We start from the raw sequence: 25,143 nt of genomic DNA, 5'->3' as shown, positions 1-25,143 counted from the left end.
CCTAAACTCTTAAGTCTAAAGTTTGTGGCATCGGAGCTACCTCAGCAGTGGCGACATGAGCAGACAATAACGACTCCCACGACTCACTTTGCGTCAACAATTCCGCCAAAGCAGTTTCAAAATACTCATAATCCAGTCGCTTAATGTTAATGAGTCGGTTTAAACAGAGTACATGTCGATGATTATCTAAACTAAAGAATAATTGATGCTCAGGCCAGTGATAATTAAAGGCTAGGAAAGAACGATAGAGATCGGAATTAACGATTTGAAGACCAACAATCTCAGCTTCGAGCTGGAGGGTTGTCGATTCAGGATGAAAGATGATATGCACTCTTAGATTATCATCAAACGCTAAGCTTACTTCATTTTCCGTTAGATGCAGTGCAGGCAAGCCTATTTGATGAGCAAACTTTAGCAAAATCTCATCGATAGTTTGGCGTGCTGACATAGGAATAGTCCCTTTTGAAATTTTATCAAGGAAAATATTAGATGTATCTCTTCGTGTTTATCAATATTGGTCGGTTGTTATTATATTTTGGTTTTTAATTTCGGTGAGCTAAATAGAACAGCGATAACAAATGTGCTCTGATGCATATTGTGGTGCTTCTTAGATATTTAAATATCTTTGTTCTCTAATATACCCACCTAATTGAAAGTGTATTAAGGTGCAGTCTCTAAGAGTGAAATTAAATCTAATGTTAAATATGTGTTGTTGAAGAATGCGATTTATTGTCCGCTTGTAGTATAAATATAAGTTGATCTTTTATATTTTTACATAAAGAATTGTGTGAAATTAAAATGAACTAAGTCTATAAAATAAGTTTATGGTGTCATAATGAACAATTCTATATGGGCTGGTTTTATCGGACTATTCCTACTAAGTGGGTGTAGTCAGTCTGTGCCGATTGTAAGGGAAGGTGTCTTTGACACAAAGAGTCAGGCGACACTCTATGGGTGGGTTTCTGTCGATGGATACTTTCCACCTTCGATTACGTCTCTTGATGTGGAAATATGTAAAGTGATTGAAAATCAGTGTCTTAGGTCTGCGTTGCAGCACTACCAAGGCGTTCAATTACCCGTACAGTATTCATTTTTAATTGCACCGATTCAAGCTGGTGACGGAAACATGAAGATAATTGGAAAGCTATACTCGAATGGGGAACTTGTAGCGGAAAAAGAAAAGAACTATTTATTTTCAGTGGAGGGAAAACAGGAAAACTTGATACTCGTGCCAAAAAAATAACCAGATAAAAAGTAATCGGTTACATTTAATTAGACCTTACTAAATTATTAAAAATAAAGATTTGCTCTTTCCTGTTGTGAAAGTTTTGTTGTTTTTTACAAACATTAATCACATGGTTTAAGTCATCGGGTCAGTTGCTTTTTAGACTTATACTTGTTGCAAAAATAGTATTCTTTATGATTATATCTCGCTCCTTGAACACGTTGGCTTGGCGTTTTAGGCTATAAAACATACAATTTCAAGATTTTGGAAATTTCAGTTTGTTCGATAAACGATACCATAATCTATTTAATTTTATTCTAATGTATAACAAAAATCCTAAACTTTAATAACGAAATGATATTTAAGTTTTGGCTAATAATAAACGCTATCTGATAAAAATAATAAAGACGGACAGCAGAGTTTACTAAGATAAACTTTTACCTTTAGGTAAGGGTAATGCTTAGGATATTCGCTAATTATTCGGGGGGTATGGTAAGTGATATGAACTTCTATGCTCTTTTCTTTGCTTCTTTAATTGATATAGCAGTACTTAGAAATAACAACAATCAAAGTATTGCTTTGAAAGTTTCTCAACACTCGTACTGAGAAACTCAAAATAATGAAGGGTAGAAAATGGATGTGTCAGGCCAACTAAACACAGAAAAGGTCGGCTCGAGCTCGCGAAAAATTCGTAGTTTTTCCCGCTATGAAAAATCTGACGAAGTATTTCACTCAGACCAATCTCACATTGTTGTCGTTCACAATGGTCAGCTTCGAGTTCAAACAGGTGATTGCACAATCGATGTCGCGGCAGAAAACGGGGTGTTTCTATCCCAAGGGGATTACTTATTCGAGTACTCGCCCATAGACGGGGCATACAAAGCGTCGATTATAACCTACGACAACGAACTCGTTAGTCAGCTATTACAGAAGCACAGTGATCTTTTGATGATGCTGCCCAAGGTAGATAAAGTTTGTTCTGGCTTGTTTACTTTTGGTTTGAACATACTCGTAGAGCAAGTGCTTTCCAGCATGCAGACGCTTGAGCAACAGGCGTATCCAGATGCGATCATGTGCCTAAAATATGAAGAGTTACTCATTCTTTTGCTGCACGGCAAAGGGGGCGAATCACTCTATGCGTTGCTGTCACAACAAACTAACCGAACATCGGAACGGTTACGTCGATTTATGGAACAACACTATCTCAAAGAGTGGAAGTTGACTGACTATGCGCAAGAGTTTGGTGCTAGCTTAACGACTTTTAAAGAGCTATTTAATGAGCACTATGGCATTTCACCAAGAGCTTGGATCAGTGAGCGCCGATTGTTGCACGCTCATAAACTCCTGTTGACGAGCAAGATGAGCATCGTGGATGTGGCGATGGAGGCTGGGTTTTCTAGTCAGTCTTACTTTACGCAGAGTTACCGCCGTCGTTTTGGAACGACGCCAAGCCGTGTACGTTCGGGAGACGATCAAGTAGCTATCGCGAAATGAAATGACTTGGGACTAAAATTTTCTGACTAATTTTGAAAGTCACTCATCAGCGTAAATTCTATTATGCGTCATGTAACAACGAACGATTAAAAATTATTACACCTCTTTCTTTCTGGATCGTTCGAGAGGGGTGCGGAGACGAACATAAATGAAAAAGCAGCATTGGCGACGCCGTTCGCTTTTTCCAGACAGCATTGTGACACAACGGAAAGTGACTGTTTTGCAGAGAGGGGCTCGATATGAAAGTGCTTCTAAATCAACGCAGGATTTCAATGTTGTGCACGTCAATCACCGACAATTGTTGAGTGAAGGCGTCATTAATTATGAACAGTTATCTTTACTTCAGCGCTTGTTGGATAGAAGCGTCGTCGATAGCCTGTGCGCAAGCCAGTTGGTGAAAACGTATCAAAAGCTCGGTGCGTCGCTTGACCGATTCGCCATGCGTTTATTTTTGGAAATTGGGTCGCAGCTCAGTGATAGCCGCACACTCGTGACTTTTGAACAAAGACTGGAATACATCAACGCGCGTCTTGGTTTTCGCTTCAATTTAGCGGTACCAAAAACGTTGATGCTTTGTTTTCATTTATCTCTAAACGAGTGGATTAACCGTCAAGTTGACCAAAGCGCTTTGCATGCCTCCATTAAAGTGGAACAGCTTATCAATCAGCTCGATATTCAAAAGGAATATTGGTCGAAACTATCTGGAGAGGACACCAGTGCGGTGTTTGTACAACAGCAACTCGATTTAATTGAGCGCCAACAACACCAGTTGAAAGATCAACTCGGGACGTTGAGCGAACAACAGATGCAAGTGATTGAATGTCATCGTTCGTTAATTGAGAAGTGGCAACCGTCCCTAGACGAGCTTAAAGGGTTCGCAGAGTACACTTCTACGACTGCTCAGTTTATCTCTGAGTGGAAAAAGTGGTGTTCGGAAGTTCGACTTGAAGCTCCTGAGCTGAACGAAGTCTGGGATGCATGTGATGTGGTTTACAACGACCAAAATGCGGTTGCGAAAGTATGGCAGTGGTTCAAGAGCATGCAAATTGTTGGCGACATCGATCACTACTATTTTGACACTCAAAGCGGCCAGTGCGGCCAGGCTTGCAATCACCTCAGCCAGATTTAAATAGGGCGTTAAATGTTAGATAAGATGATGAAATCTTTAGCGGAAACGCTAAAGGTAGGGGATTTTATTGCCTCAGAAAATGGCTCTTACAACATCGAGGTTGATCAGTTGTCACTGACCATCAAACAACACGCATCATGGTTTTTATGGGAAGCGGCTTTACCTTTCCAGTTTAAAGAGCATCTAGATTATCAACAAGAACAAGCGTTGCAACGTTGCATGCAGCTCTCATTAAAAACAATCCGTGAAGATGGCTGCGTACTAACAGCGAATGATGATCAGCAGCTGATTTTACAAAGCAAAGTGAGGATCGAGGACTGTTCGATTGAGCTGTTCTCTTCTTTGCTTTCCAAGCACGTTAATCTATGTGAGCGTTATATGGCATTATTGGAGCAAGAGCGCGTGAACCACACGATTAATCATAATGTGTGGTTGCCATGATGCGAAAAGTCTTTCCGAACATCAGACGTGCTGCCACAAAGATACTGTTGTGTGCTGTGAGCTTTGCTCCGTTGGGATTCGCACAAGCAACAGACTTACACTGGCCCGAACAACCATTCCGATACTATGCAGATAACGACTCATTAAAAGAGTTGTTGAATAACTTTGGCGCAAACTATCGCGTTTCGGTTTCTGTGAGTGACAAAGTTAATGATCGAGTGAGTGGACGTTTTACTCCTGATGATCCGGCTGAGTTCCTCGACTACTTATCGCAAGTCTATAACTTGATGTGGTATTTCGATGGTGCCGTGTTACATGTCTATAAGGCGACAGAAACGCGCTCACGTTTACTCCAATTAGAATTATTGACCGCCAGAGAGCTACGAAGCACGTTAATTTCCACTGGAGTGTGGGATTCGCGCTATGGGTGGAGAGCCGCTGAAAGTAAAGGGTTGGTTTATCTTGCAGGTCCTCCACGTTATGTCGACTTAGTTGTACAAACGGCCGAAGCATTAGAAACGCGCCTGCTGCAGAAATCGAATTCAACCGACGAGTTATTCGTTGAAATAATTCCTTTGAAGTACGCTTCTGCAACGGATAGAGAAATTGCATATCGAGATCAGACCATTACGGTTCCGGGTATCGCATCGGTTTTAAAGCGAGTCGTGTCTGGTGTTCAAACTCAAGTGACGAGTGCGTCGAACAAAGAAGTTACCAGTTCAGATAAGCCTGTAAAAAGCAATAAAACCGCCTCAGTTCATGGCGGAGCAACGGTTGAAGCAGAGCCGGGCCTTAATGCGATTATTGTTCGTGATACTCAAGCGCGATTGCCGCTCTATCGCAAACTGGTCGCTCAATTGGACCAACCGCAATCAAGAATTGAAGTTGCGTTATCGATTGTCGACATCAGTGCCAACGATTTAAGTCAGTTAGGCGTGGATTGGCGAGCGGGAGTGTCTGTCGGAAATAATCGAATTGTTGATATCAAAACAACAGGGGATGTGAGTTCGGGTGATGTGACTCTCGGCAGCGGACAAAATTTTAAGTCTTTGCTTGATTCAACCAATCTGAATTACCTGTTGGCTCAAATCCGTTTATTGGAATCTCAAGGCAGTGCTCAAGTGGTTTCAAGACCAACACTGTTAACCCAAGAAAATGTCGAAGCGGTACTGAACAACAGCAGCACGTTTTACGTCAAGCTGGTTGGTAAAGAGACCGCAGCACTGGAAGAGGTCACGTATGGCACGTTACTGAGAATTGTCCCGCGTATCGTTGGTGACAGGTTTGCTGCCCGACCAGAAATCAATCTGAGCCTTCATCTCGAAGACGGGGCAAAGATTACCGATGGTGGTGTCGACGACCTTCCTTCCGTTCGTAAAACTGAAATCAGTACCTTGGCGACGGTGAAACAAGGGCAAAGCTTGCTCATCGGTGGTGTTTATCGAGATGAAGTGAGTCATCAGTTACGTAAAGTACCACTGTTGGGAGACATCCCATATTTAGGTGCGTTGTTTAGAAGTAATACCAACACTAAACGCCGCACGGTGCGCATGTTTATTCTAGAACCGCGAATCGTTGTGGATGGTATTGGCGATAGTGTGTTGATTGGTAATGAGTACGATCTGCGACCAAGCATTGGCAAGCTCAACAACATTTCCAACAACAGTGCTGAATTTAAATCGGTCGTCGAAGTGTATAGCTGCACATCAAAGACTCAAGCAGAGCGCTATCAGCAAGACTTATTGTCACAGCAACAGTCGTCTCAATTGACGCAGTGCCAATTGCCGACAGGGCAAAAGGGTTGGCGTGTAAAAGTATTGGAATGCGATGACTCACAAAGTGAGTGTGTGCATCCATCAGAGGAGCCTTAACCGCGATGCAGCAATGGAAAATTCGTATTTTATCAGGCGTGCATTCCGGAGTTGAAGTCACCTTACCTGAGGGCGCTCTTGTGCTTGGCAGTGACGACTTTATCGCAGATCTCGTGCTGTCTGATGCTGGGGTCGAAGCAAACCATTTCACGTTGGTTTGCCAGCAAGACTCGGTCATTTTACGAGGCTGCAAAGAGGCAAATATTCACGGTGAAAACATCTCTGTTGAAGATGATGGGATCGAGTTGTCACGCCATGCCGTTGTCTCTGTAGGCGTTGTGAAGTTCGCACTGGGGTACGCAGAAGATGCGTTAATCGTGAGTAACGTCAGCGACGAATCTAGCGAACAAGATACACCTGTTGTTGCTGTGCAACGCTCCAGTTGGAAAAAAACAACGCTCATCGCCTTGCTTTGTAGTTTTGTCCCGAGTGTCATTTTTGCTGGTATGTGGTACAGCCAAGCTAACGGAAACAACAACGAGACTGTCACAGAAGCAGAACCCATTGTTTTGGTGCGCAACATCTTAGGCGAGCTCAAACTTAGCGACGTTCGTGTGGAATGGAATGCCGCCGCACGCCAAGCGGTTTTGGAAGGCTATGTTGAAGATCGAACTCAGAAACTCGATCTGCTTGGTCGAATTGATGTATTAGGTATCAATTACAAAAGTGACTTAAGAACGATGGAAGAAATCCGTCGCGGGGTTCGATTTATTTTACGAAACCTCGGCTATCACCAGGTGAAAGTCGAAAATGGGGATGAGACGGGCACACTGTTACTGACGGGTTATATCGATGATGCAAGCCGCTGGAACCAAGTTGAGCAAATTTTAGAGCGAGACGTACCGGGCCTAGTAGCGTGGAAGGTTGAACTGCAAAGAGCGGGTGCCTACATGGATACGCTAAAAGCCTTATTGACGGATGCGGAGCTACTGAAAAAAGTCCAGTTGGTTACCAGCGGTGATCGCATCGAAGTACGCGGGGAACTTGATGATATCGAAACGACTCGATTTTACGGTGTGACTCGAGACTTCCGAGAACAATATGGTGAAAAACCATATTTAGTTTTGAAATCCATACCTAAGGTGAGTAAAGGCACCAACATCGATTTCCCGTTTCGTAGCGTGAACTTTGGTCAGGTTCCATATGTGATTCTGACTGATAACGTTCGTTACATGGTTGGTGCAAGAACGCCTCAAGGCTACCGCATATCCAGTGTTACGCCTGCTGGCATTGAGCTGGTCAAAGGCGGGCGGGTGATAACAATAGAACTCGGATACGAGGGCGAGACGAACAATGACAAATCTTGAACAAATTTTAAATAACGACAAAAACGGTGCGGAAGTGCACAAGATTAAGAGCAAGCTCTTAGAAGCACAAGCGGTGGTGAAACGTCAGTTGGATTTAGGGTGCTCACCACAGCAGTACCAATTGCTACTCAAACAGTATGAAGCTTACACCGCCGCACATGCGGTCGTTGAATCATACGAAGCGAACTAAAAATACGAGGAAGTCTTATGTCATTTTACGATGCTAGTAACAGTGTAAACCTTGATGATGTTAAAACTAAGTTAGAAAAACAAGCGAAAGATGCCAACACAGAAGTGACGACTGCCATCAAGAACCTAGAAACAAACGCCGATGATCCATCTAAGCTGGCTGAACTTCAGCACGCGATCAACAAATGGTCTGTTGTTTACAACATCAATGCGACCACCACTCGTGCGATTAAAGATGTGATGCAGTCGATTCTCCAGAAGGTATAAAGCATGGAACGAGAAATGCGCCAATTGCTGGCTGAAATTGCGCTGATGGCTACCGGTATGCATCGTCATCAAGAAGCTAATACGATAGCGGACGGCCTTGAAGCAAGCTCTGGTTCTGAAGAGACCGTGGTGATGATTCGTGCAATGAGCCTCATGAATAAAGGCTTGTACGAAGAGGCTCATCAATTGCTCGAACCACTTTGCAACGCCTATCCAGATCTGATCAGTTTAGCGGCCCTTGCTTCCGCCAAAGCTGGTTTATTGAGCAAAGCGGAAAGTTGGGTAGAACTCGCATCACAGGGAAGCGAAGAAAGCCAAGCATTTGCTGCAAGCTTTTCTCAGGACATTAGGAACCTTGGATGATCGTTGATTCAAGTAATCTAACTCTTCAACCACAACCTCTGCGCCAATCGGAGTCGCGCCATTATGAGCGGAGCGATGAAGATAAGATGAATGTGCTCATGGAGCGTAATGCCAAGCAAGCGGAAGTTTCACACGCCTCTCCAAAAGAGACGTTAGAGAAAACAGAAGCCAAACTGGCGGAGATTAAAGCGTGGTATGAATCATTAAAAGACGCAGAGGTTGTCAGTAAACAAAGTGTCTTATCATCGTTAAATGAAGCGTTCTCCGACCCTCAAGTTAAACGAGAGGCAATGTGGTACGCCTTTCATGAGGCGAAGAGTGCAAAAGGCAACGAGCAGCCACAATCTGATTTGTTAAAGGTGTTGAAGCAGGAGTTACTAGGGAATTTTTCGGGACAGCTTATTGCCGAACCACCTGCTGATAAAACAGCACTAAAAGCAATGCTAGCGCAGCATTTTCCACTGGGTGCCCAGAAAGAACAAGCCTTGTGGCACAGCTGGGCTGAGTTGAAGTCGTTACCTGATATGGCATCAACACTGGACATGGTTCGTGATGAGCTTAGCTTCATGATCCAAAAAAATGCGATGGTGAAAAACATCGTGACTCATAGTCACAAGTTAGATTTGTCTTAGGAGTACATATGATAAACACGCAGTACACCGAGGTGATGCAAACCAACATTGATAAGTTGCAGGATGCACAAGTCGAGGACGGTTTGAGTGAACGTTTCGAACAAGCCATGTCGGTTCCCGAGGCGAATAATGGCTTGGAGGGCGGTTTGCTCGAAAACATCAGCGAGTTAAAAAATACTATCGATAACGCGAAAAGTAACCTGCAAGACAACATGAAGATGGTGGGTGATGATCCGGCCCAATTACTGCAAATGCAGTGGGCACTGACACGCATTACTTTTCAAGAAGAGCTGATCGCAAAAACCGTGGGTAAAACCACACAAAACGTAGAAACCTTATTGAAGGCACAATAGTGATGATGAATAAAATGAGAGCGGCTTTCATCATGCTCACGTTGTTTCTGGTGGGTTGTCAGACCGAGCTGTACACCAACGTAACTCAGAAAGAGGGGAATGAGATGTTGTCGATCTTATTATCCGAAGGTGTCGTTGCAACAAAAGAACCTGACAAAGACAACACCGTCAAGTTAATGGTAGACAGTTCTCAAATCGCCTTCGCTGTAGACGCGCTGAAGCGAAAAGGGTATCCAAGAGAGCAGTTTTCTACATTGAAAGAGGTGTTTCCTAAAGACGATTTGATCTCGTCGCCATTAGCAGAACGAGCACGTTTGGTGTACGCGAAATCTCAAGAACTTTCTTCAACCTTATCTCAAATTGATGGCGTGCTGGTGGCACGTGTTCATGTTGTTTTGGAAGATCAAGATCTACGTCCAGGAGAGCGTCCAACGCCTGCATCTGCCTCTGTGTTTATTAAACATGCGGCGGATATTGCGCTTGACTCGTATGTTCCGCAGATCAAATTATTGGTGAACAACAGTATTGAGGGGTTGAATTACGATCGAATCAGCGTAGTGATGGTACCCTCATCAGAGGTACGAGTTGCTACTCAAAACAATCAATTTAAAAGCATTTTGTCGGTTCAGGTCACCAAAGAGACGGCGAATAATTTTGTCGCCATCCTGGTGTTCTTGGTAGCTGCGCTTATCGGTTCAAATATCGCTACTTTTACTTGGTGCCGCAGGAACACAAAGCGTGGTTAAACCAGAAACACCACTCGCGCAGGTACAACATCAATTTAACTACGCGCCTTGCCAATACATCCATAAAAGTTGGATAGAACAGAAACAGCCTTGGTTATTAAATATTGAAGGTTGGAGAGATAACCCCATGTTTAACCAATGGTGCATAAATGAGTGGGCGTTATCTCCAGTTCCAGAGACGGCTTTTAACAAACCTTGCCATAGCTTGGCGTTGCTCCCAGCGGATGCGTTGAATCAACTCGTATTGATGGTGGGCGGAGCTTTACATTGTGTGGCAATGCGAGGCGTTGTTTTAAAACATCCGAAACAGGTTCTGAACAACGTCTTTGGATTGGAAGGCGCTCGTTTCTTGATTCAAAACGGGCCGATGTTGTTATCCAGTTGGCCGCAAGGTTGGCAACATCCGTTGCCAGAATCATTGGATGAGCGGTCTGTTGAAGCAAAAATGCAAGCGCTTGGGTACTCCTGGATAAGGTTTGTTTTAGTTAACTCGCCAGAAGACATTGTTCTGCGTTGGCAATTCAAACTAGAACAGCAGCTCAGCGAGAGTACGGAAATGGCTAGCTGGTTGGCAAAAGATCAGCGAGATTTGGCGTATCGACTCACAAAAAAAATCGCAAAACAGGTTATTCCCCAATGGTTTCATTTGTTGAAATAAAAACAGACAACTTGCAGCTGGCACCTGGCTTAAAGGTGCTGAAAGCGAAAGATTATGCCAGTTATCTTGATTCGCAACACTTAGTTGAAGCCGCGAACTCCAAAGCTGAAAGCATAATTGCTAATGCCCAACAAGCCTACGAAACTGAAAAACAACGTGGTTATCAAGATGGCCTTGCACAAGCTAAGATTGAAAATGCGCAAACGATGGTTGAAACCTTAGCACGTTGTAATGACTACTATCAGCAAGTCGAAGAAAAAATGACAGGTGTGGTGTTAGAAGCGGTGCGTAAGATCATCGATACCTTCGATGATGTCGATACCACGGTGAGTGTCGTGCGAGAAGCGTTGCAACTGGTGAGCAACCAAAAGCAGGTCATTTTACATGTCCATCCAGAGCAGGTTGTTGATGTGAGGGAGAAGGTGGCTGGTGTATTGAGTGATTACCCTGAAGTCGGTTACGTTGACGTGGTAGCAGACGCTCGCTTGAAAAATGGAGGCTGCATTCTGGAAACTGAAGTCGGGATCATCGACGCCAGTATTGATGGACAGCTGCATGCATTAAAGCAAGCGATGGTGAAGCAACTCAGCGAGCGTAAAATTACGATTCATGAATAAATCTTAAAAAACTCAGTACTTGCTGAGTTTTTTCATTTTAATGCCTTTAAACAAAAAAAATCCGACCATTTCTAAAATATTCACTGCCATAAATCCTTAAGAATACACCTAAGAAAGCTGCTTAGGTGATAAGTGTTGCAACCAAGCAGCGCCTCTAAAACAACAAAAATAGGATTATTTAGTCGAATGGCTAATGGATTTATAACTTCTTTACTGACAGATTTTGCCAGCCGCTGCCAACTGGAGTCGCTGGTTTTTGATGAGGATGATTGTTGTCATCTACTCATTGACCAAAACACAGCAATCACAATTCGCGCACAAGAAGATCGCCTGACACTTATTGGGCTGATTTCAGGCGATAAGCCGAGTGATGATGCTTTGCATCAACATATGAAAGATGCCTTAACGCAAGGCTCTCCAGCGGTATTCTGGGAGGCAGAAACGGGATACATCGGTTTCATACACCTGCACCAGCAACTGTTAACTGCTTCTTTTCTTGATGAATCATTAGCGAATTTCATCGAATGGCTAAAAAGTGCGAACACGCAAAAAGTAACCAATAAAACAACCGAAGTCCCGGCAACGAGTACTACTCATTTTTCCACATTAAGGGTTTAAAACATGATCAGTTTTGGAAGTGTTAGCGCATTGCAGGCTGCCATGCCGCAAGCTCGCAACGAGATACTAAACGAAGGCAAGCTGAGTATTGGTGACAAAGAATACCAAATCAACGCAGCGACCCAAGAATTTACTCGTGCCAATCCTACTAATGGTGCGGTAGCGCGATTTTTTGAAGCGACAGGAAAATTGTTTCGCGAAGGCAGCTCACAATCGGTTGCGAAAGCCCTTACAAAAGCCGTATTTGATAATGAGCAAGGCCAAGCTCAGCGTTTACGAGCTGCTTCTTCTGTTGAGCATGGACAAATGTTCTTCAAAGATGGAAACATAAAAACCGCATCAGATGTATTAAGTGCATTCGCGAAATTGGATAGCAAAACGGTCCAATCGCACTCTGCTGAGCTAAACCAGTTAGCGGAGCGAGCAATGACAGAATCAATGCTAGAAACCGATTCTGGTAAAAACCTCACATCACTGATTGGCGAAAGTGCAGCGAAGTCGCTTGCTGGACGTGTAGTAAAAGACTATGGCGGTGGTGTGTCTGCAGCGCAAAAAAATCCAGCAGGTAGCATCAATCAAATGCAAGCGGTGTTTGATATGGAGGTGATGCATCTTAAATCGGCGCAACGCCATATCGAAGGTCTAGCAAGCACCGATCTAAGCCAAGGTGTATACGCTGAAGGACTGGCAGAGGACGCGTTTAACAAAAGTGGCGTCACCGATAATGTCGAACGAGCTGCGGCGTGGATCATTAATGCTTCTAACTCTAAAGGAAACGATGCCGAAAACATTACGTCTTTACTTAAAGAGTACGCGTCTAATGGTAAAGACTTATTGAATATGGACAACTTAAAAGAGCTACACGCTCGATTGGTACCTGATGTTGAACGTGACTACCGAGGGCCAAATATTTCGGGTGGTACTTTGCCTTCAAGTATTGGCGGTGAGGGGATGCTAAAGCAGCACATTGAAGGATTTTTGAAAGAAAACCCAGTGGCGGATAAAGATCTGGGTAAACACTTGTTTGCAGGAGTCATTGGGTATCACGGGTTCACCGATGGAAACGGTCGCATGGGACGCATGCTATACGCGATAGCAGAACTTCGTAACGACTCATTCAATCCTTTAGCTATGAACGCAGAGAACAGCCTTCACGGCATCAAGTAATTTTTCTCTTCTATTCCAATTTTAGAGCGGCGATTGCCGCTCTTTTCTTATTTCTTTATCCAACTTACTCTTCATTTTTCTACCTCGCTAAAACGGCTAATAGCAATAAAATTGAGACGTTTAAATAAAGCTCTTGTGTCTATCACGCCATAAAATCGCTCTTATCCTTATGAGCTTATTTAAATAAGCCGTTATACCCAAGTCGTCTCGCTGCATCATATATTTCGAGGCTACTTAGGTATATTAAATTAGACAGGACACAACATGGATACAGGAAAGATTAATATGCTTCTCTCTGAACTGGGAGAAGTGCTGAACCTTGAGCGCGTGACAGCGTATGACGATCAAATGTGGTCACTGCATTTTGCTGAAAATAACAGTGTCGATGTTCTGCTCGTGGAGGAAAAAGGCGAGTTGTTGATTTCTAAAAACCTGCACATAGAACAAGAGGATATTACGTTAGAAAAACTTCAAGTTTTACTTGAATACAACTTCTTATATCGAGAAACCGGCGGTGTGCAGTTTTGCGTTAATCCAACCACTAAAGATGTGGTTCTTCAGGTTGCCATCGCGGCCGAGAGTGAACTCACCAATATTGCTAACTTGATGATTCAACTGAATGAGCTAGTGGATACTTGGGCTCAGCTATTTCAGAACAATACGGTTGTAGATTTTAGCCAAACAGACGTACACGCATTTATTCAGGTTTAAGGCATCACACATGGTCAATATTAATACATCACACATGCACTCGTTGAGTCAGTTAACATCCCATTTGGCGACACAAAATCAATCTGACGATAAAGAGGTTCGAGCACACAACGGCAAAGATATTTTTGTTAAAGAGGGTGCACCAAAAAATAAAAGTATCAGCGCGCGTATTAGCCACCAGAATAAAGCGAAAGATATTGTAGTGAACCTGCTTACTAAGCAGGGTATTCCTAAAGATGTTGCGAAGCTGATGCTGAAAAATGTGTTGAACGGTGAAAACAAGTTAACGCTTGGTAGTCTGAAAAACCTAGAGAGATTGTCGTCTGGTCCGAGCTCACATTGGCCAGCCGCGCAAACGGCCTCTTCTTCCAAAACCAATAAAGCTTCATCGAGTGTCGCGCTGATCAACGAACATAAAGCTAACCTTCAAAAGCTTGGTGATTTTGCCTGTACAGACTTAAATACATTTGGTGTAAAAGGTTCGCAGTTTTATGAAACCAAAGGAAAGCCTAGACTAGAAGCGCTTCACGCGAATCAAGCGCGAATCATGCAAGATCAACGAGCGACTATGTCCGCAAACGGAGTTCAAGCTGCAGCACAAAGAGGAACCGCACCGCAATTAAGCACCCTACAGAACATTGCTAAGGCAGTACAAAACGCGAAAGCCGGCTGCTGTACTACATTTGCCTTTGCTGCCGCGGCTGAGATGATTCAAGGCATGTCAGGCACACCTGAAGGTGAGCCTAAAGTAGAAGTGGTTGCGTTTAAAAAGGGTCATTCAGGTACACACCTTTATGTACTGGTTGGTCGACAAGAGGGGAGTGATATCAAAGATCCATCAACATGGAGTAAGGATGTGAAAATTGTTGATCCTTGGGCAACATCCGCATTCGGTGCTCCAATGTTTGGAGATGCGCAACGACCACCTGTTTCGAATATGTTCCCGCCAACAGAAGTCATTTTTGATAGTCATAAACTGGGTTAGTCGCTCTGCAAAAGAAGTAAGCAAACACATAATGCTAGTCATCCAACCTTTATTGAAAGAGCAGCCCTGAGCTGCTCTTTTTGATTACTCTGGCAACTCGTTTTTAGAGCGAGATTTCTGCGGAAAACCTCACAATGAAGGCGAAAAAGTGACAAAAATAAAGCCATTACCGACATCGTTCAATCTGCAATCGTTGTTCAATAGAGTTATTGAAACAAAAGGAAAAAGTTATGAACACGATTCAACAACTGCTCTTGGAGTTTTGCCAACTCAATGAGTTACCCGAACTGAATTTTGAAGACAATGAACGTTGTCAGCTACTGGTCGACGACCGCTACATGCTGTATTTCATCGCGACAGATACGGATGACTTAATGTTGTCCGTGACGTTCGGAGGATTAGAAAAGTCGGGCGAACAAAGACTAAAAGGTTTAGAGCTTCTTGCTCATGCTAATTATCAGGGCATCGGTAGTGGCAGCCTTGCACTTGCTTTAGCCCCAAATGGTCGACAGCTTGTCTTAGCGGGACGTAAACCCGTTGAGCACCTAAACACGACGAATCTTACTGCTTGGTTTCATGAGGTTATTGAACAGACTGAATTGTGGCAAGCGCGTTTTGCAATGTTGGATCAAGCGATTCCAACCACCCCTAATCATGAACAAGCTCATGTTCAATCACTTCGTGTGTAGGAGAGAAAAATGGTCAATACAACCCAAAAAATCAGCCAAAGCCCAGTACCTGATCTAGAACAGTTTCGTGCAGTCGCTGCGCAAAAAGATGACCGAGTGATCAGTAAAAGAGGTGAAGTAAAAGAACCTTCAACATTCCATAAAGGTCACAAGTTTGCTTCTATCCACGAAGGCGTGTTGAGAAGTAAATACACTAAGTTTTTCCAAGAAAACATCAAAACTCACCTTGATTTGAAACAGGCGCTACTTAAACAAGAAAAGCCTGAGGTTGCCTTGCTAGCTTACTCATTAGTTAGCCCTTCTGGTTATCGCGGTGAGCCGCTTACTGAGCGCAAAATCTTAGAAGTTGTCAGCTTGTTGGATGAAGTCAAGGTGAGCAGCGATACGTACCAGCAGCTTAAAAATACGTTTGACGCGATCAGCAAAGATCCGCGTATGCAGGTGAGTTTAGAGGCTCAGTACCCGGGGAAAATGGATGGTTTTGGTGCCGAACTGTTACAGATGGGCAAAGAAAAACTGAAAGGTTCTGGCGTTAATGCTGTCATCAACCTAGCTTTGCCTGGCGTAGGGCTATTAATTTCAACAGGACGTGAGCTGCACAAAGCGGCAGTCAATGGCGATGCTGAAGCTTACCACCATCAGCTGGAGCAAATTTCGCAGCTTCCAGGGCGAGACCAACGTCTCTCTATGCCGATGCAACAAACATTGGCTCAAGGTCATGCAATGTTATCAGCTGAAGGTGCAGTTGGGGCAACATTGGGCATGGCGACAGGTAGTTTGGGTACTTTTGGTGTGAGCTCCGTAGCGACAGCGGGCGTTACGCCGATAGCAAAAGAAGCCATTGGTTCGGCTGCCACGACTGGCATTATCAGTGGTGGTGGTTTTGTTGCGAACCAAGCTGGAGCATACGGACTAAATACAGAAGTCAAAGAGCAACTCATGCAAGGTGAGATGTCTGGTGTCTTACCAAGGCTTGAAGTTTCTAATGCCAAAGGAGACTTTACCTTCAGTATGCAAGATCCAGCTTCTGTACGCGCATTGATGGCGTACCTTGGCCCTAAAGAGAACACGGCGATGACATCACCTCAAGCGCCTAAAGAAGCACAAGAGATGGAAGCTGCTCGCTTAACGTTGAAAAAGATGTTGGGATCAGAGCCAGGTGAACACTTAGTCCCTGACGTTGATTCTATCTTGAAGCTAAGTCCAGAAGATGCGCCAAGTGAAACTGAGGCAACTGCTCATAGTGCGTTTAAAAAGCTATTGGGCGAAGATTGGGATTGGCTCATGCCTGCAGTTCGAGCGATCGATAAAGGTGAGGCGAGTCAAATCAATGAAAAGCTGACTTACAAACTGCCACTTGATGCAGAAAATGGACGAGTATACCTTGATAAATGCCCAAACCTGAGTGACGCTCAGTTGGATGCATTAGATAAACTGGGCTCACCAAGTCAATTGCGACTGATGTACTTAGCGGAAGGTTGGGTTTAATTGAAAGTAAGGGAGCAGATGCTCCCTTACCGTATATGGTGTTTTGCCGGATGTTTATCTAGGCGTTAAATTGGCCTACTGATTTCGCTTAAAAAAGCGCTCGGCATTAGCAAATAGAGATTCACAGTGCTTTTTCTGCTTGTCGTAGTCAGCCGAACCTTCTGGCATTGCGTCTAATACTTCTTTTGCGCTGTGGTATTCTTTTACCATCAACTCAAATTTATCTTCATAATTGCTTTTTTTATTCTTTTTTTGAAAGCTATCTCGTTTTTTTCTCATTTTTATTCCTCTAGAGCGTGTTTATTAAAGGTCAATCTAATTAACCTCTACTTTTATAGGAATAACGAAGTCAAAATGGTTTAAATTAAGTCTAAATATTCCATTGTCATCGCGCTGATTAATATATTTCACCGCTAATGACTATTCCTAAATAGTGATGATATATACACGAAGTGGCTATGCAGCGTTATGTCTTATTTTGACGCTTACTGATTGTTTTTATAAGGTTAAATTCCTTATAAACCTATCGATGTAAAGACAGCGCGTTGTGATAACCATGCTAAGAGAGCTAACTCTCGTTCGTATTTAAATCAAAACTGAGGCTATTTAATGGAAGATAAAGAATAAGTTGCTACAGGAGTTGAGTAACGAAATGACTCGAAAGAAAACTAAGAAGAGACTCGAACTAAATATTTCATCAATAGCTCACGGTTAGGAGCTGAGCTCACTATACACCGATTATAAGAAATAGATAGGACTTTCTATTTTTCTTCAGACAAAACCGCCCATGAAGGAAGCTTGCGCGTTGCAAAGCAATACCTAAAGATACAAAGGCATGGGTACATGCCTTTGTATTTGTGCCTAGCACACTTGGCGCTATGGTAGGTATGCGCCGCCACATACTGGATTGTATGTGCCCGTGATATGTCCGCTTTTTTCACTTGCCAAGTAGCTCACGGTGTTTGCTACGTCTTCAGGTGTGGCAATTTTCTGCGTTGGTGTGAACATTCGAATGGTTTCTTTAAACTCTTCAGGAGCACATTTTGTTGCGTCTGTTTCTACAAGGCCCGGAGCAACGACATTAGACGTAATCCCGAAAGGACCAAGTTCTTGAGCGAGGTATTTACTAAAGCTATCAAGTGCACCTTTTGCACTACCATGAGCAATAAAGCTTGGTGCAGGAGCTTCTGATAAGGTGCTAGAGATAAAAATTAAGCGACCAAACTGGCTGGCTTTCATGTTTTCTACCGCCAATTTTGCCGTTTGATATGCAGCGTGCATTTCGTCATTTAGCTTTTGTGAAAACTCTTCCCACGACTGCTCAGTGAAAGGTTTAGCGGTAAAGCTCATGTTTGCGTTTGAGACAAGAACATCAACGCCACCATGTTCATTTGCTATGCTGTCGAACATCCCTTGTATTTGTGCGTCATCACGAACGTCAGCTTTTAAAGTGTACGCCTCACCACCGGCGTTTTGAATTTCCTGAGCTAACGCTTCCGCGACCGCAGCACTATTTACGTAGTTGATAAAAACTCGGTAACCATCTGCAGCGAGTGCTTTTGCTGTTGCTGCACCAATTCCGCGAGCGCCACCTGTAATTAAAGCATTGCGTTTTGTCATCGTATTTCTCCAAGGTTGAGCCTGACTGTTAAACCAGCTTCTGTCGCAACGTACGCTGATAAGTTAAATTTGTCCGTTAAGCTTGCGTAAGTTCGCTACCACGCTAGAAAGTTGCTGTTTGCTGTTATCTAGGTCGGCATCAGCAAGGTTCTGTTGGGCTTCTTGCAGTACTAGCGAAGCGATATTTGCACATGTATCAACGGTGTCTAAAGATTTTTCTGTTAGCACGACTAACTTACTTCGACTATCCGTTGGCGAAGGTTTCCTCTCTGTCCAACCGCGCTTTTCAAGCCCATCAATTGATCGACTGACGCTCGATTTTTCTAAGTACAACAGTTCACAAATCTGACTTTGAGAAAGGGCACCGTTGTTTCGTAACAGCAACACGACACCCCATTGTTCTGCTGTCATATCAATACCAGCATCTTTGAAACGGGTAGTGAGTAATCGGTTAAACAGACGACTAGCAAGCCCCGTAAGGTGACCGAGAGACTGATGATGGTTGTATTGGGACATGGAAAATTTCACCAAATAACATGAATGAACAATATGGTTGTATACACAACTATATTGGGCGATGTCAAATTCGTTTGAAGAAAATGCTACTAGCTTGTGCTTATCGTTGGGTTGATGTGTCAGATTGAGGTGCTAATGAAAATTGGTGAGGTAGCTTCGAAAACTTCGGCCAGTCAAATGTTTGCGCCTGATGCACCGAGTTGGGGAGCAAGCTTCATTAAAGGTAGGGGAGTTGCAGTCCTCTCTTTACTTATTCAGTTTAAATGTGTTTTTTGTTTACATTACAAATGGTTAGATTTTAATTCTTTTCATTCGAAACACTTTTCTCAAGAAGTTCATGATAAATCAATGAGATTGATCTTTTTGATTGGCAATGATCAAATGTGTCTTTACTAAAACTGTACGGTACAGTACAGTTTGTGAAAATCATAAAATGGGTTTCAAACATGAAGAAGAAAGTTATCGCCTTGTCGCTTGTTGTTGGTTCGTTATTTGCTGCTGGCTGTGCCTTATACCAGCCGAATACTGTAATGACGGATAACGCATATGTTCATTCAGACGTTACGGCCATTTCACCTGAGGTTGGGGGGCAAGTAAGCGAAATCTTTGTCAAAGATAACCAGTGGGTAAGAGAAGGAACTCCTTTGTTTGTCATTGATGATGAAGACTTTATTGCCAACCAAGAAATTGCTCGAGCAGCACTAGATGTTGCGAAATCTGAGCTTACTGCAAATCAAATCAAAACGGATATGCAGTTAATGAAAATTGAGCAGGCGAAGCAAGGTATTCGCCGCGCGAGTGCAAATGCCGAACACCAAGCGGCGGAGTTTCAACGTCTTTCTCGTTTGGTACAAAAGCAATCTGTGAGCAAAAATCAGTTTGAAGCACAAAAAACGCGATCTATTGAAGCAAGCAGTAATCTTGAAACCGCTAAATTGGGCTTAGCTGCTGAGCAAAAACAGCTCGACACATTGATGACTGAGAAGTTGCAACTGACAGCACAGCGTAAAAAAGCAGAAGCAAACTTACGACTAGCTAATATTTCACTGGAAAGAACCACGGTGCGTGCACCATTCGATGGCTATGTGGCAGATAGACAAGTGCAAGTCGGCAAGTTTGTACAACCAGGAATGGGGCTCATCGTGATGGTGCCAGATTATGTTTGGATAGAGGCAAACTTTAAAGAAACACAACTTGAGAACGTTGTGCCTGGGCAAGAGGTTGAAGTAGTATTGGATATGTTTCCAAACCATCCATTGCATGGCCGTGTTTCTTCGATAACCCCGGCGACTGGTGCACAGTTTAGTTTATTGCCACCTCAAAATGCGACAGGCAATTTCGTAAAAGTAGTACAACGTGTACCAGTACGTATTGAGCTAGAGATCCCTCAAGAGTTGAGTCAACGAGTCTATCCGGGGTTGTCTGCAGAAGTAACGATCGAGACCGCGGCACAAGGTTAACTGCAATGGAAAAACGTTCACCGCTGCTGATTTTGACGCTTTTTGCGATTGCTGCTTTTGGTATTAACTCCGTGATGTTTACCGAGTTATCGTATGAGATGGCGGCAACGTCAGGCTTATCTGTCGATGAAGTTGCTCTGGTTAAAGTCGGCTTTATGATTACCCAGGTATTAGGTTTTATATTCACACCAATATTGGTGCGTAGATTGGGTACGTTAATTCTCTTACATGCCATTTTATTGGTAGGTCTAGCGAGCAATCTTGTACTTTACTGGGGCGGACAGCAAGAACTGGTGTTCACTCTGACTTGGCTCTCGAGTGGCTTTTTTATGAGCATGTTAATGGTGGTATTAAACCTTTACTTGCTCCACTTCTTTGAACAGCGTTGGCTACCTGCCATTATTGCTTTAACGCTAGTGTTCTCAACCTTGCTACCGATCGGCGCTTACCCTTGGGTAGTGGCCAATATTGTCGAAATCTTTGATTGGTCACTGTTGTGTGTCGTGTCGGCTTGGCTGTACTTCTCTGCCTTGGTAATTGCATGCATATACAATCCTAAGTCGATTCAAATCGAGGCCGAAGCCAAGTCGGGCTGTTGGTTTTATTTAGTTTTTGCCCTGACAATAAGTATCGTTGTATTTCTATTGATGAGAGGCAGTTATTACAACTGGTTTGACTCGGAATGGTTTGTTAAAGCCTCTTCGATTGCCGCAGCTCTGACTTTATTAGTGGTGTATTACTTTGTGAAAACCAGTCCTTTAAATACAGCATCAATACAGCTGCATAGTAAGTTGAAAACTAATGTTTTTATGTACAACGCTTTTTTGGCAGGTTTTGCTGTTATGGCGAGCAATGTGTTGTTTACTAGCTTTTTGAAAATGGCGTTGCAGTACAACAACCTTAATGCTGGATATGCCCAATTACCGGCATTTTATGCCATGCTAGGTGGTATGCTAGTCAGTGTGCTGGTGTATTACTTCCGCCGTCCATTAGCGGATGCAGTCGTCCCGTTTGGTGTGGTGATGATTATACTTTCGGTACATATGTTTAGTCAGTTACCTAGCTTTGCTGGTACGGAATCTTTGTCCGTTCCGATGATGTTGCGTGGGTTTGGTGTCGGCTTATTGAATGTGTCTGTGACCATTGCAGTCTTGATGTACTTCCAGGTCGGGCAGCGTTTAGAAGGCATCGCCAATTTCTACCTCTTTCGTACCATTGGTGGTGTGATCGCTGGTGCCGTGTTCTCACGGGTAATGCAAAGCCATAGTGCGCAAGCTGCTGGAGAGATTGGCCGAACGCTAGATGATGTGAATCATGCTTTTGATGCTTATAAAAATGCGTTGAGCAGTTCGATTCTGACTCATGGACACTTGCCAAATTCGGCACTAGGAATGAGCCAAATTAGTTCTGTTGTCAAAGAGCAGGCAACCACTCTCGCACTGAGTAATTCATTATTGATGTTTATTATCTCGGTCTTTGCTCTCGCGCCAATCTTAATAATCGGTAAAAAACTGGCGGCGAAGCGAGAGATTCACTAAGCCATAGAAACAAGAAGGGAGCGATGATGCTCCCTTTTATATTCAGTGAGTTTATCTTTGGTATAGATTTAGGAAGGCGGTGACCGCTTTTTTCGTATGTGCATCTAACTCTTCATCTGTCGGAAAATCGAAGCCAATTAGTGCCATGTTCTGGTAATCAAGTTTAATTAACGCAAGTAGTTGCTCACAAGCGAGGTCGGCATTTTCAACATCGAGCTGTGAGCTGACAGTTTCACTCTTTAAAAAGTCGATGAGGTATTGATGAATGCGATGCGGCCCTGTCTGCCAGAATTGATTTGGTACGGAATCATGTTTGTTGAAGTCAGCCGAAACGATCCGATAAAGTGATAGCATAGGATTGGAGCAAACACCTTTTAGGTACTTCTTGGCGAAGTCATTCAATGTTTCTTGTAAAGGCGCCGATTGCTTGTCGGCAAGCTGGAAGACGGACTCTAAGCTGGTTTTGGTATTGTATGCTAAAACTTCAACAAATAACCCTTCTTTGTTCGAAAAATAGCGATATAACGTCTGCTTTGAGCCTCCACAAATCGCGACGATTTGATCGAGTGATGTGTCTTTGTAACCTTGTTTTATAAAAAGGTCAGTGGCAACTTTGATGATTCGAGTTCGTTTCTTTTCGGTAGATATGCGCATAAATAAATCAACCTAAGCAAAAATCCACCTTTGTTGTGGCTGGCGTGGTTTCTTACCGAGCTCTAGGTGGTTTAGAGATGAAAGTAAAACTGTCCAGTACAGTACCACTATTGACGTTAGTAAACACGACTTTTCATGAACCAAGTGCTTCATTGAGACAAGCAAAAGTAGGCGAATTCGATATGCTGAAACCTATAGCGAAGGATGACACATTTAAAAATATCATTACGTATAGAAAGTGATAACCGTTCTTCGTACGATAGCTTTTACTCTCGAAATCGTGTTAGTTCAGCGTCTTATTGGACTCCAATGATGCCAACCAACGAAGCACTTCGGCGGTTGCTTCAATAAGATCACTTGGGATGTACTGGTCGACGTTGCCGTCCGCGTATAGTGCGCGAGCAAGAGGGACTTTTTGCATCACAGGCACACCTTCCTCTTTGGCGATTGCGATCATACGTTTGGCTACCGCATCGGTTTCCATCAAGGTAATGACGGGCAGGGGCGTTTCGCCTTTTTTGTAGTACAGACCAACCGCGATATGCGTTGGGTTTGTAACTAATACATTGGAGCGTTTAACGTTTTCACGTTGATTGGAGGCCTGTAGCTCTTGGTGCAACTGACGACGTTTACTTTTGATTTCAGGGCTGCCTTCCATCTCTTTGTATTCGCGTTTCACTTCGTCCTTGCTCATTTTGAGTTTCTTCGTGTGGTCAAACTTTTGGTACGCAAAATCAGCTGCAGCGATGACGATGAAACCTACCGAAGAGATAATCATTAATTGTTTAATCATGACACCAGTAATGGTCGGGACACATTCTAGCCCGCAAGTTGGAATTTGCATCAAAGCGTTGATGTTACCGCGTAAGGTCACCCAGATAATGCAGGAAAGAAGAGAGACTTTAAGGATCGACTTGATAAACTCAATCACACTCTTAAGCGAAAAAATGCGTTTGGCACCTTCGACGGGATTGATCTTTTTGATGTCGGGTTTAACGGATTCACCACTAAATAGGAAGCCGAACTGCCCCATATTGGAAAAGATGGCGACGAGTGCAGCAACCAGAATAATCGGAGCGAGTAGATAGGCAATTTCTTTTGCGATGGCGATAGCGACATCGACTAGCGCATCTTGGAAACCCTGATAAGCAAGCTTACTTGGTAGGAGAATAAGCGCTGAGATGTGCGACATGTAATAATCGGCGAACGCAAACAGTACAATTATGAGCGCCAAAATTAATGCAGAAGATACGATTTCTTGGCTTTTGGCTACCTGACCTTTCTGCCTGGCATCGCGTAACTTTTTTGCGGTGGGTTGCTCTGTTTTTTCTGCGCTCATAAAGAATCCTAAGCGTTATTGCCAAATGGTATTGAGTTGTTCTGCGAATCGGGTAATGCCATAAAATTGCACTTCAAAGTGATCCATCATTAGCCCGAGATACACGATCAGTAAAACACTCGCGATGGCACTTTTTATTGGCATGGCAAGGAAAAAAACATTCAATTGCGGTGCAAAACGACTGATAAGCGCCAGACCAAACTCAGCAAGAAACATTGCCAACACTAATGGGGCTGACATCAGCACACCAAGCCACATAAGCTGTTCAAATTGCGCGTAGAAGAAGCTTACCCATGCATCGCTAACGGTTGGGAAAAAGTCCACGATCGGCCAAGATGTGTAGCTTTTGAATAACGCGTAGATAAAAGTGACAAAGCCCCCGCCAGAGAAGAACAGGGTAATCAACGTTTGGGTCAGCAACACTGCGGTTGGCGTCGATTGCGAGCCTAGCGTTGGATTAAACATACTTGCCATGGCAGCACCACGTTGGTTGTCGACCAGAAAGCCAGCCGCTTCTATTGCCCAAAAGGGGATAGCAGCAACAAACCCGATCAATAGCCCAATTAATACCTCTTTACCCAAAATCACTATCAGCCAAATACCGTCGGTTTCTGCGGGCAAGCTTTGCTGATTAATCATCGGAAATATAAACAGTGCGAGTGAGCAAAGCACTCCATTTCTCACCATGGTGCCGCCTAGCATTTGCTTGCTCAAAATAGGCAAAAAGATGAAGCATGCCATTAACCGAGGTAACGTCAGGCTATACAAAAATAAAGCCTGGTGTAAGTCGTGATAACTCATCGTATTTGAGGAATTTTATCCATGGCAAGCGAGGCGAAGGCGTGGAGCTCTGCCCCTAACCATTGTGTTGTGACGAACAGCGTAATAATTACTGCGATAAGCTTGACCACAAACCCCAACGTTTGTTCTTGGACCTGAGTTAACGCCTGAATCAGCGACACCAATGTGCCGACCAATGCTGCGACTAAAATCGGCGGTAACGACAAGTACAAAACTAGGGTTAATGCTTGAGTCGTGAAATGAATAATTTCAGCAGAATGCATAC

The 25,143-nt window shown here is 43.6% G+C and carries 30 protein-coding genes; 22 read left to right on the top strand and 8 right to left on the bottom strand.

The window, feature by feature from the left end; genetic code table 11:
* Position 1: 1 nt before the first annotated feature.
* Positions 2–448, bottom strand: a complete 447-nt coding sequence (gene exsC / locus FKN16_RS18950; RefSeq protein ID WP_005397386.1) for a type III secretion system regulatory chaperone ExsC — start codon at positions 446–448, stop codon at positions 2–4.
* Between the two features lie 387 nt (positions 449–835).
* On the opposite strand from exsC, the gene FKN16_RS18945 reads away from it, so the two are divergent.
* The 20 genes from FKN16_RS18945 (at position 836) to FKN16_RS18850 (ending at position 16,950) form a co-directional block, all read left to right on the top strand.
* A complete protein-coding gene (locus FKN16_RS18945) occupies positions 836–1,243 on the top strand; it encodes a YscW family type III secretion system pilotin (protein ID WP_170903364.1) in 408 nt (135 codons plus the stop codon).
* Between the two features lie 615 nt (positions 1,244–1,858).
* Positions 1,859–2,719: an AraC family transcriptional regulator gene (locus tag FKN16_RS18940; protein ID WP_048626466.1), complete on the top strand. Its 861-nt coding sequence runs from the start codon at positions 1,859–1,861 to the stop codon at positions 2,717–2,719.
* A gap of 148 nt (positions 2,720–2,867) precedes the next feature.
* On the top strand, positions 2,868–3,848 hold the full coding sequence (locus FKN16_RS18935) for a T3SS regulon anti-activator ExsD domain-containing protein (RefSeq protein WP_048626465.1): 981 nt from the start codon (positions 2,868–2,870) through the stop codon (positions 3,846–3,848).
* A 12-nt stretch (positions 3,849–3,860) separates the two neighbouring features.
* Positions 3,861–4,289: a YscB family type III secretion system chaperone gene (locus FKN16_RS18930; protein WP_074191269.1), complete on the top strand. Its 429-nt coding sequence runs from the start codon at positions 3,861–3,863 to the stop codon at positions 4,287–4,289.
* Positions 4,277–6,160, top strand: coding sequence for a type III secretion system outer membrane ring subunit SctC (gene sctC, locus FKN16_RS18925; RefSeq protein ID WP_104216584.1), 1,884 nt, complete (start codon positions 4,277–4,279; stop codon positions 6,158–6,160). The genes FKN16_RS18930 and sctC overlap by 13 nt, the downstream gene beginning before the upstream one ends.
* Before the next feature lie 5 nt (positions 6,161–6,165).
* Positions 6,166–7,467 carry a type III secretion system inner membrane ring subunit SctD gene (gene sctD, locus FKN16_RS18920; protein ID WP_074191271.1) on the top strand — a complete coding sequence of 434 codons (1,302 nt, stop codon included), beginning with the start codon at positions 6,166–6,168 and terminating at the stop codon, positions 7,465–7,467.
* A complete protein-coding gene (locus FKN16_RS18915) occupies positions 7,454–7,657 on the top strand; it encodes an EscE/YscE/SsaE family type III secretion system needle protein co-chaperone (RefSeq protein WP_012841766.1) in 204 nt (67 codons plus the stop codon). Before sctD ends, FKN16_RS18915 begins: the two co-directional genes overlap by 14 nt.
* A 17-nt stretch (positions 7,658–7,674) precedes the next feature.
* On the top strand, positions 7,675–7,923 hold the full coding sequence (sctF, locus tag FKN16_RS18910; protein WP_047009831.1) for a type III secretion system needle filament subunit SctF: 249 nt from the start codon (positions 7,675–7,677) through the stop codon (positions 7,921–7,923).
* 3 nt (positions 7,924–7,926) lie between these two features.
* Positions 7,927–8,286, top strand: a complete 360-nt coding sequence (locus FKN16_RS18905) for a YscG family type III secretion system chaperone (protein ID WP_047009830.1) — start codon at positions 7,927–7,929, stop codon at positions 8,284–8,286.
* Positions 8,283–8,918 (top strand): YopR family T3SS polymerization control protein, encoded by a 636-nt coding sequence (locus tag FKN16_RS18900; RefSeq protein ID WP_170903363.1) that lies wholly within the window; start codon positions 8,283–8,285, stop codon positions 8,916–8,918. The genes FKN16_RS18905 and FKN16_RS18900 overlap by 4 nt, the downstream gene beginning before the upstream one ends.
* An 8-nt stretch (positions 8,919–8,926) precedes the next feature.
* Positions 8,927–9,271, top strand: coding sequence for a SctI family type III secretion system inner rod subunit VscI (vscI, locus tag FKN16_RS18895; protein ID WP_005377202.1), 345 nt, complete (start codon positions 8,927–8,929; stop codon positions 9,269–9,271).
* Positions 9,271–10,017 carry a type III secretion inner membrane ring lipoprotein SctJ gene (gene sctJ / locus FKN16_RS18890; RefSeq protein WP_118781028.1) on the top strand — a complete coding sequence of 249 codons (747 nt, stop codon included), beginning with the start codon at positions 9,271–9,273 and terminating at the stop codon, positions 10,015–10,017. Before vscI ends, sctJ begins: the two co-directional genes overlap by 1 nt.
* On the top strand, positions 10,010–10,675 hold the full coding sequence (gene vscK / locus FKN16_RS18885) for a SctK family type III secretion system sorting platform protein VscK (protein ID WP_114322286.1): 666 nt from the start codon (positions 10,010–10,012) through the stop codon (positions 10,673–10,675). Before sctJ ends, vscK begins: the two co-directional genes overlap by 8 nt.
* Positions 10,654–11,292: an HrpE/YscL family type III secretion apparatus protein gene (locus FKN16_RS18880; protein WP_006741524.1), complete on the top strand. Its 639-nt coding sequence runs from the start codon at positions 10,654–10,656 to the stop codon at positions 11,290–11,292. The genes vscK and FKN16_RS18880 overlap by 22 nt, the downstream gene beginning before the upstream one ends.
* A 135-nt stretch (positions 11,293–11,427) precedes the next feature.
* On the top strand, positions 11,428–11,910 hold the full coding sequence (locus FKN16_RS18875; protein WP_249370560.1) for a CesT family type III secretion system chaperone: 483 nt from the start codon (positions 11,428–11,430) through the stop codon (positions 11,908–11,910).
* Positions 11,911–11,913: 3 nt separating this feature from the next.
* Positions 11,914–13,077, top strand: a complete 1,164-nt coding sequence (locus FKN16_RS18870; RefSeq protein WP_170903362.1) for a VopS family T3SS effector adenosine monophosphate-protein transferase — start codon at positions 11,914–11,916, stop codon at positions 13,075–13,077.
* Between the two features lie 264 nt (positions 13,078–13,341).
* Positions 13,342–13,788, top strand: coding sequence for a type III secretion system chaperone (locus FKN16_RS18865; protein ID WP_233059802.1), 447 nt, complete (start codon positions 13,342–13,344; stop codon positions 13,786–13,788).
* A 10-nt stretch (positions 13,789–13,798) separates the two neighbouring features.
* A complete protein-coding gene (vopR, locus tag FKN16_RS18860) occupies positions 13,799–14,773 on the top strand; it encodes a type III secretion system effector VopR (protein WP_170903361.1) in 975 nt (324 codons plus the stop codon).
* A 230-nt stretch (positions 14,774–15,003) separates the two neighbouring features.
* Positions 15,004–15,462, top strand: coding sequence for a CesT family type III secretion system chaperone (locus tag FKN16_RS18855; RefSeq protein WP_005395137.1), 459 nt, complete (start codon positions 15,004–15,006; stop codon positions 15,460–15,462).
* Between the two features lie 9 nt (positions 15,463–15,471).
* A complete protein-coding gene (locus FKN16_RS18850; RefSeq protein WP_170903360.1) occupies positions 15,472–16,950 on the top strand; it encodes a CesT family type III secretion system chaperone in 1,479 nt (492 codons plus the stop codon).
* Positions 16,951–17,025: 75 nt separating this feature from the next.
* On the opposite strand, the gene FKN16_RS18845 is transcribed toward FKN16_RS18850, so the two are convergent.
* The 3 genes from FKN16_RS18845 to FKN16_RS18835 all read right to left on the bottom strand — a co-directional run bounded on the left by FKN16_RS18845 (position 17,026) and on the right by FKN16_RS18835 (position 19,086).
* Complete coding sequence (locus FKN16_RS18845; RefSeq protein WP_005395134.1) at positions 17,026–17,229, bottom strand: hypothetical protein; 204 nt, start codon at positions 17,227–17,229, stop codon at positions 17,026–17,028.
* A gap of 597 nt (positions 17,230–17,826) precedes the next feature.
* Positions 17,827–18,570: an SDR family oxidoreductase gene (locus FKN16_RS18840; protein WP_170903359.1), complete on the bottom strand. Its 744-nt coding sequence runs from the start codon at positions 18,568–18,570 to the stop codon at positions 17,827–17,829.
* 63 nt (positions 18,571–18,633) lie between these two features.
* Positions 18,634–19,086, bottom strand: a complete 453-nt coding sequence (locus tag FKN16_RS18835) for a MarR family transcriptional regulator (protein WP_005395130.1) — start codon at positions 19,084–19,086, stop codon at positions 18,634–18,636.
* A gap of 446 nt (positions 19,087–19,532) precedes the next feature.
* Here FKN16_RS18835 and FKN16_RS18830 point away from each other — a divergent pair, with 446 nt between their 5' ends.
* Together FKN16_RS18830 and FKN16_RS18825 are read left to right on the top strand one after the other, a co-directional pair.
* Positions 19,533–20,546: an HlyD family secretion protein gene (locus FKN16_RS18830; RefSeq protein WP_104974067.1), complete on the top strand. Its 1,014-nt coding sequence runs from the start codon at positions 19,533–19,535 to the stop codon at positions 20,544–20,546.
* Between the two features lie 5 nt (positions 20,547–20,551).
* On the top strand, positions 20,552–22,084 hold the full coding sequence (locus FKN16_RS18825) for an MFS transporter (protein WP_170903358.1): 1,533 nt from the start codon (positions 20,552–20,554) through the stop codon (positions 22,082–22,084).
* 51 nt (positions 22,085–22,135) lie between these two features.
* Here the strand turns inward: FKN16_RS18825 and FKN16_RS18820 are convergent, their stop codons facing one another.
* The 4 genes from FKN16_RS18820 to vscS all read right to left on the bottom strand — a co-directional run bounded on the left by FKN16_RS18820 (position 22,136) and on the right by vscS (position 25,141).
* Positions 22,136–22,738, bottom strand: a complete 603-nt coding sequence (locus tag FKN16_RS18820) for a TetR/AcrR family transcriptional regulator (protein ID WP_053807479.1) — start codon at positions 22,736–22,738, stop codon at positions 22,136–22,138.
* Between the two features lie 283 nt (positions 22,739–23,021).
* Positions 23,022–24,077, bottom strand: a complete 1,056-nt coding sequence (gene vscU, locus FKN16_RS18815; RefSeq protein ID WP_170903357.1) for a SctU family type III secretion system export apparatus subunit VscU — start codon at positions 24,075–24,077, stop codon at positions 23,022–23,024.
* A gap of 15 nt (positions 24,078–24,092) precedes the next feature.
* The gene (sctT, locus tag FKN16_RS18810) at positions 24,093–24,878 is read right to left on the bottom strand and encodes a type III secretion system export apparatus subunit SctT (RefSeq protein WP_031780447.1); all 786 of its coding nucleotides are present in this window, start codon (positions 24,876–24,878) and stop codon (positions 24,093–24,095) included.
* A complete protein-coding gene (gene vscS / locus FKN16_RS18805) occupies positions 24,875–25,141 on the bottom strand; it encodes a SctS family type III secretion system export apparatus subunit VscS (protein ID WP_005377227.1) in 267 nt (88 codons plus the stop codon). Before vscS ends, sctT begins: the two co-directional genes overlap by 4 nt.
* Positions 25,142–25,143 lie beyond the last annotated feature (2 nt).

This window comes from Vibrio sp. 11-4(1), from assembly GCF_013048625.1.
Taxonomy (GTDB): Bacteria; Pseudomonadota; Gammaproteobacteria; order Enterobacterales; family Vibrionaceae; genus Vibrio; species Vibrio diabolicus.
The sequence above is the reverse complement of the archived record's forward strand: the minus strand, read 5'-3'. Positions and strand labels throughout refer to the sequence as shown.

What these genes read in the sequence shown, in the direction of transcription:
- exsC (WP_005397386.1), bottom strand. Translation starts at nt 448, where the DNA reads ATGTCAGCACGCCAAACTATCGATGAGATTTTGCTAAAGTTTGCTCAT.
- FKN16_RS18945 (WP_170903364.1), top strand. Translation starts at nt 836, where the DNA reads ATGAACAATTCTATATGGGCTGGTTTTATCGGACTATTCCTACTAAGT.
- FKN16_RS18940 (WP_048626466.1), top strand. Translation starts at nt 1,859, where the DNA reads ATGGATGTGTCAGGCCAACTAAACACAGAAAAGGTCGGCTCGAGCTCG.
- FKN16_RS18935 (WP_048626465.1), top strand. Translation starts at nt 2,868, where the DNA reads ATGAAAAAGCAGCATTGGCGACGCCGTTCGCTTTTTCCAGACAGCATT.
- FKN16_RS18930 (WP_074191269.1), top strand. Translation starts at nt 3,861, where the DNA reads ATGTTAGATAAGATGATGAAATCTTTAGCGGAAACGCTAAAGGTAGGG.
- sctD (WP_074191271.1), top strand. Translation starts at nt 6,166, where the DNA reads ATGCAGCAATGGAAAATTCGTATTTTATCAGGCGTGCATTCCGGAGTT.
- FKN16_RS18915 (WP_012841766.1), top strand. Translation starts at nt 7,454, where the DNA reads ATGACAAATCTTGAACAAATTTTAAATAACGACAAAAACGGTGCGGAA.
- sctF (WP_047009831.1), top strand. Translation starts at nt 7,675, where the DNA reads ATGTCATTTTACGATGCTAGTAACAGTGTAAACCTTGATGATGTTAAA.
- FKN16_RS18905 (WP_047009830.1), top strand. Translation starts at nt 7,927, where the DNA reads ATGGAACGAGAAATGCGCCAATTGCTGGCTGAAATTGCGCTGATGGCT.
- FKN16_RS18900 (WP_170903363.1), top strand. Translation starts at nt 8,283, where the DNA reads ATGATCGTTGATTCAAGTAATCTAACTCTTCAACCACAACCTCTGCGC.
- vscI (WP_005377202.1), top strand. Translation starts at nt 8,927, where the DNA reads ATGATAAACACGCAGTACACCGAGGTGATGCAAACCAACATTGATAAG.
- FKN16_RS18880 (WP_006741524.1), top strand. Translation starts at nt 10,654, where the DNA reads ATGGTTTCATTTGTTGAAATAAAAACAGACAACTTGCAGCTGGCACCT.
- FKN16_RS18870 (WP_170903362.1), top strand. Translation starts at nt 11,914, where the DNA reads ATGATCAGTTTTGGAAGTGTTAGCGCATTGCAGGCTGCCATGCCGCAA.
- FKN16_RS18865 (WP_233059802.1), top strand. Translation starts at nt 13,342, where the DNA reads ATGGATACAGGAAAGATTAATATGCTTCTCTCTGAACTGGGAGAAGTG.
- vopR (WP_170903361.1), top strand. Translation starts at nt 13,799, where the DNA reads ATGGTCAATATTAATACATCACACATGCACTCGTTGAGTCAGTTAACA.
- FKN16_RS18855 (WP_005395137.1), top strand. Translation starts at nt 15,004, where the DNA reads ATGAACACGATTCAACAACTGCTCTTGGAGTTTTGCCAACTCAATGAG.
- FKN16_RS18850 (WP_170903360.1), top strand. Translation starts at nt 15,472, where the DNA reads ATGGTCAATACAACCCAAAAAATCAGCCAAAGCCCAGTACCTGATCTA.
- FKN16_RS18845 (WP_005395134.1), bottom strand. Translation starts at nt 17,229, where the DNA reads ATGAGAAAAAAACGAGATAGCTTTCAAAAAAAGAATAAAAAAAGCAAT.
- FKN16_RS18840 (WP_170903359.1), bottom strand. Translation starts at nt 18,570, where the DNA reads ATGACAAAACGCAATGCTTTAATTACAGGTGGCGCTCGCGGAATTGGT.
- FKN16_RS18835 (WP_005395130.1), bottom strand. Translation starts at nt 19,086, where the DNA reads ATGTCCCAATACAACCATCATCAGTCTCTCGGTCACCTTACGGGGCTT.
- FKN16_RS18830 (WP_104974067.1), top strand. Translation starts at nt 19,533, where the DNA reads ATGAAGAAGAAAGTTATCGCCTTGTCGCTTGTTGTTGGTTCGTTATTT.
- FKN16_RS18825 (WP_170903358.1), top strand. Translation starts at nt 20,552, where the DNA reads ATGGAAAAACGTTCACCGCTGCTGATTTTGACGCTTTTTGCGATTGCT.
- FKN16_RS18820 (WP_053807479.1), bottom strand. Translation starts at nt 22,738, where the DNA reads ATGCGCATATCTACCGAAAAGAAACGAACTCGAATCATCAAAGTTGCC.
- vscU (WP_170903357.1), bottom strand. Translation starts at nt 24,077, where the DNA reads ATGAGCGCAGAAAAAACAGAGCAACCCACCGCAAAAAAGTTACGCGAT.
- sctT (WP_031780447.1), bottom strand. Translation starts at nt 24,878, where the DNA reads ATGAGTTATCACGACTTACACCAGGCTTTATTTTTGTATAGCCTGACG.
- vscS (WP_005377227.1), bottom strand. Translation starts at nt 25,141, where the DNA reads ATGCATTCTGCTGAAATTATTCATTTCACGACTCAAGCATTAACCCTA.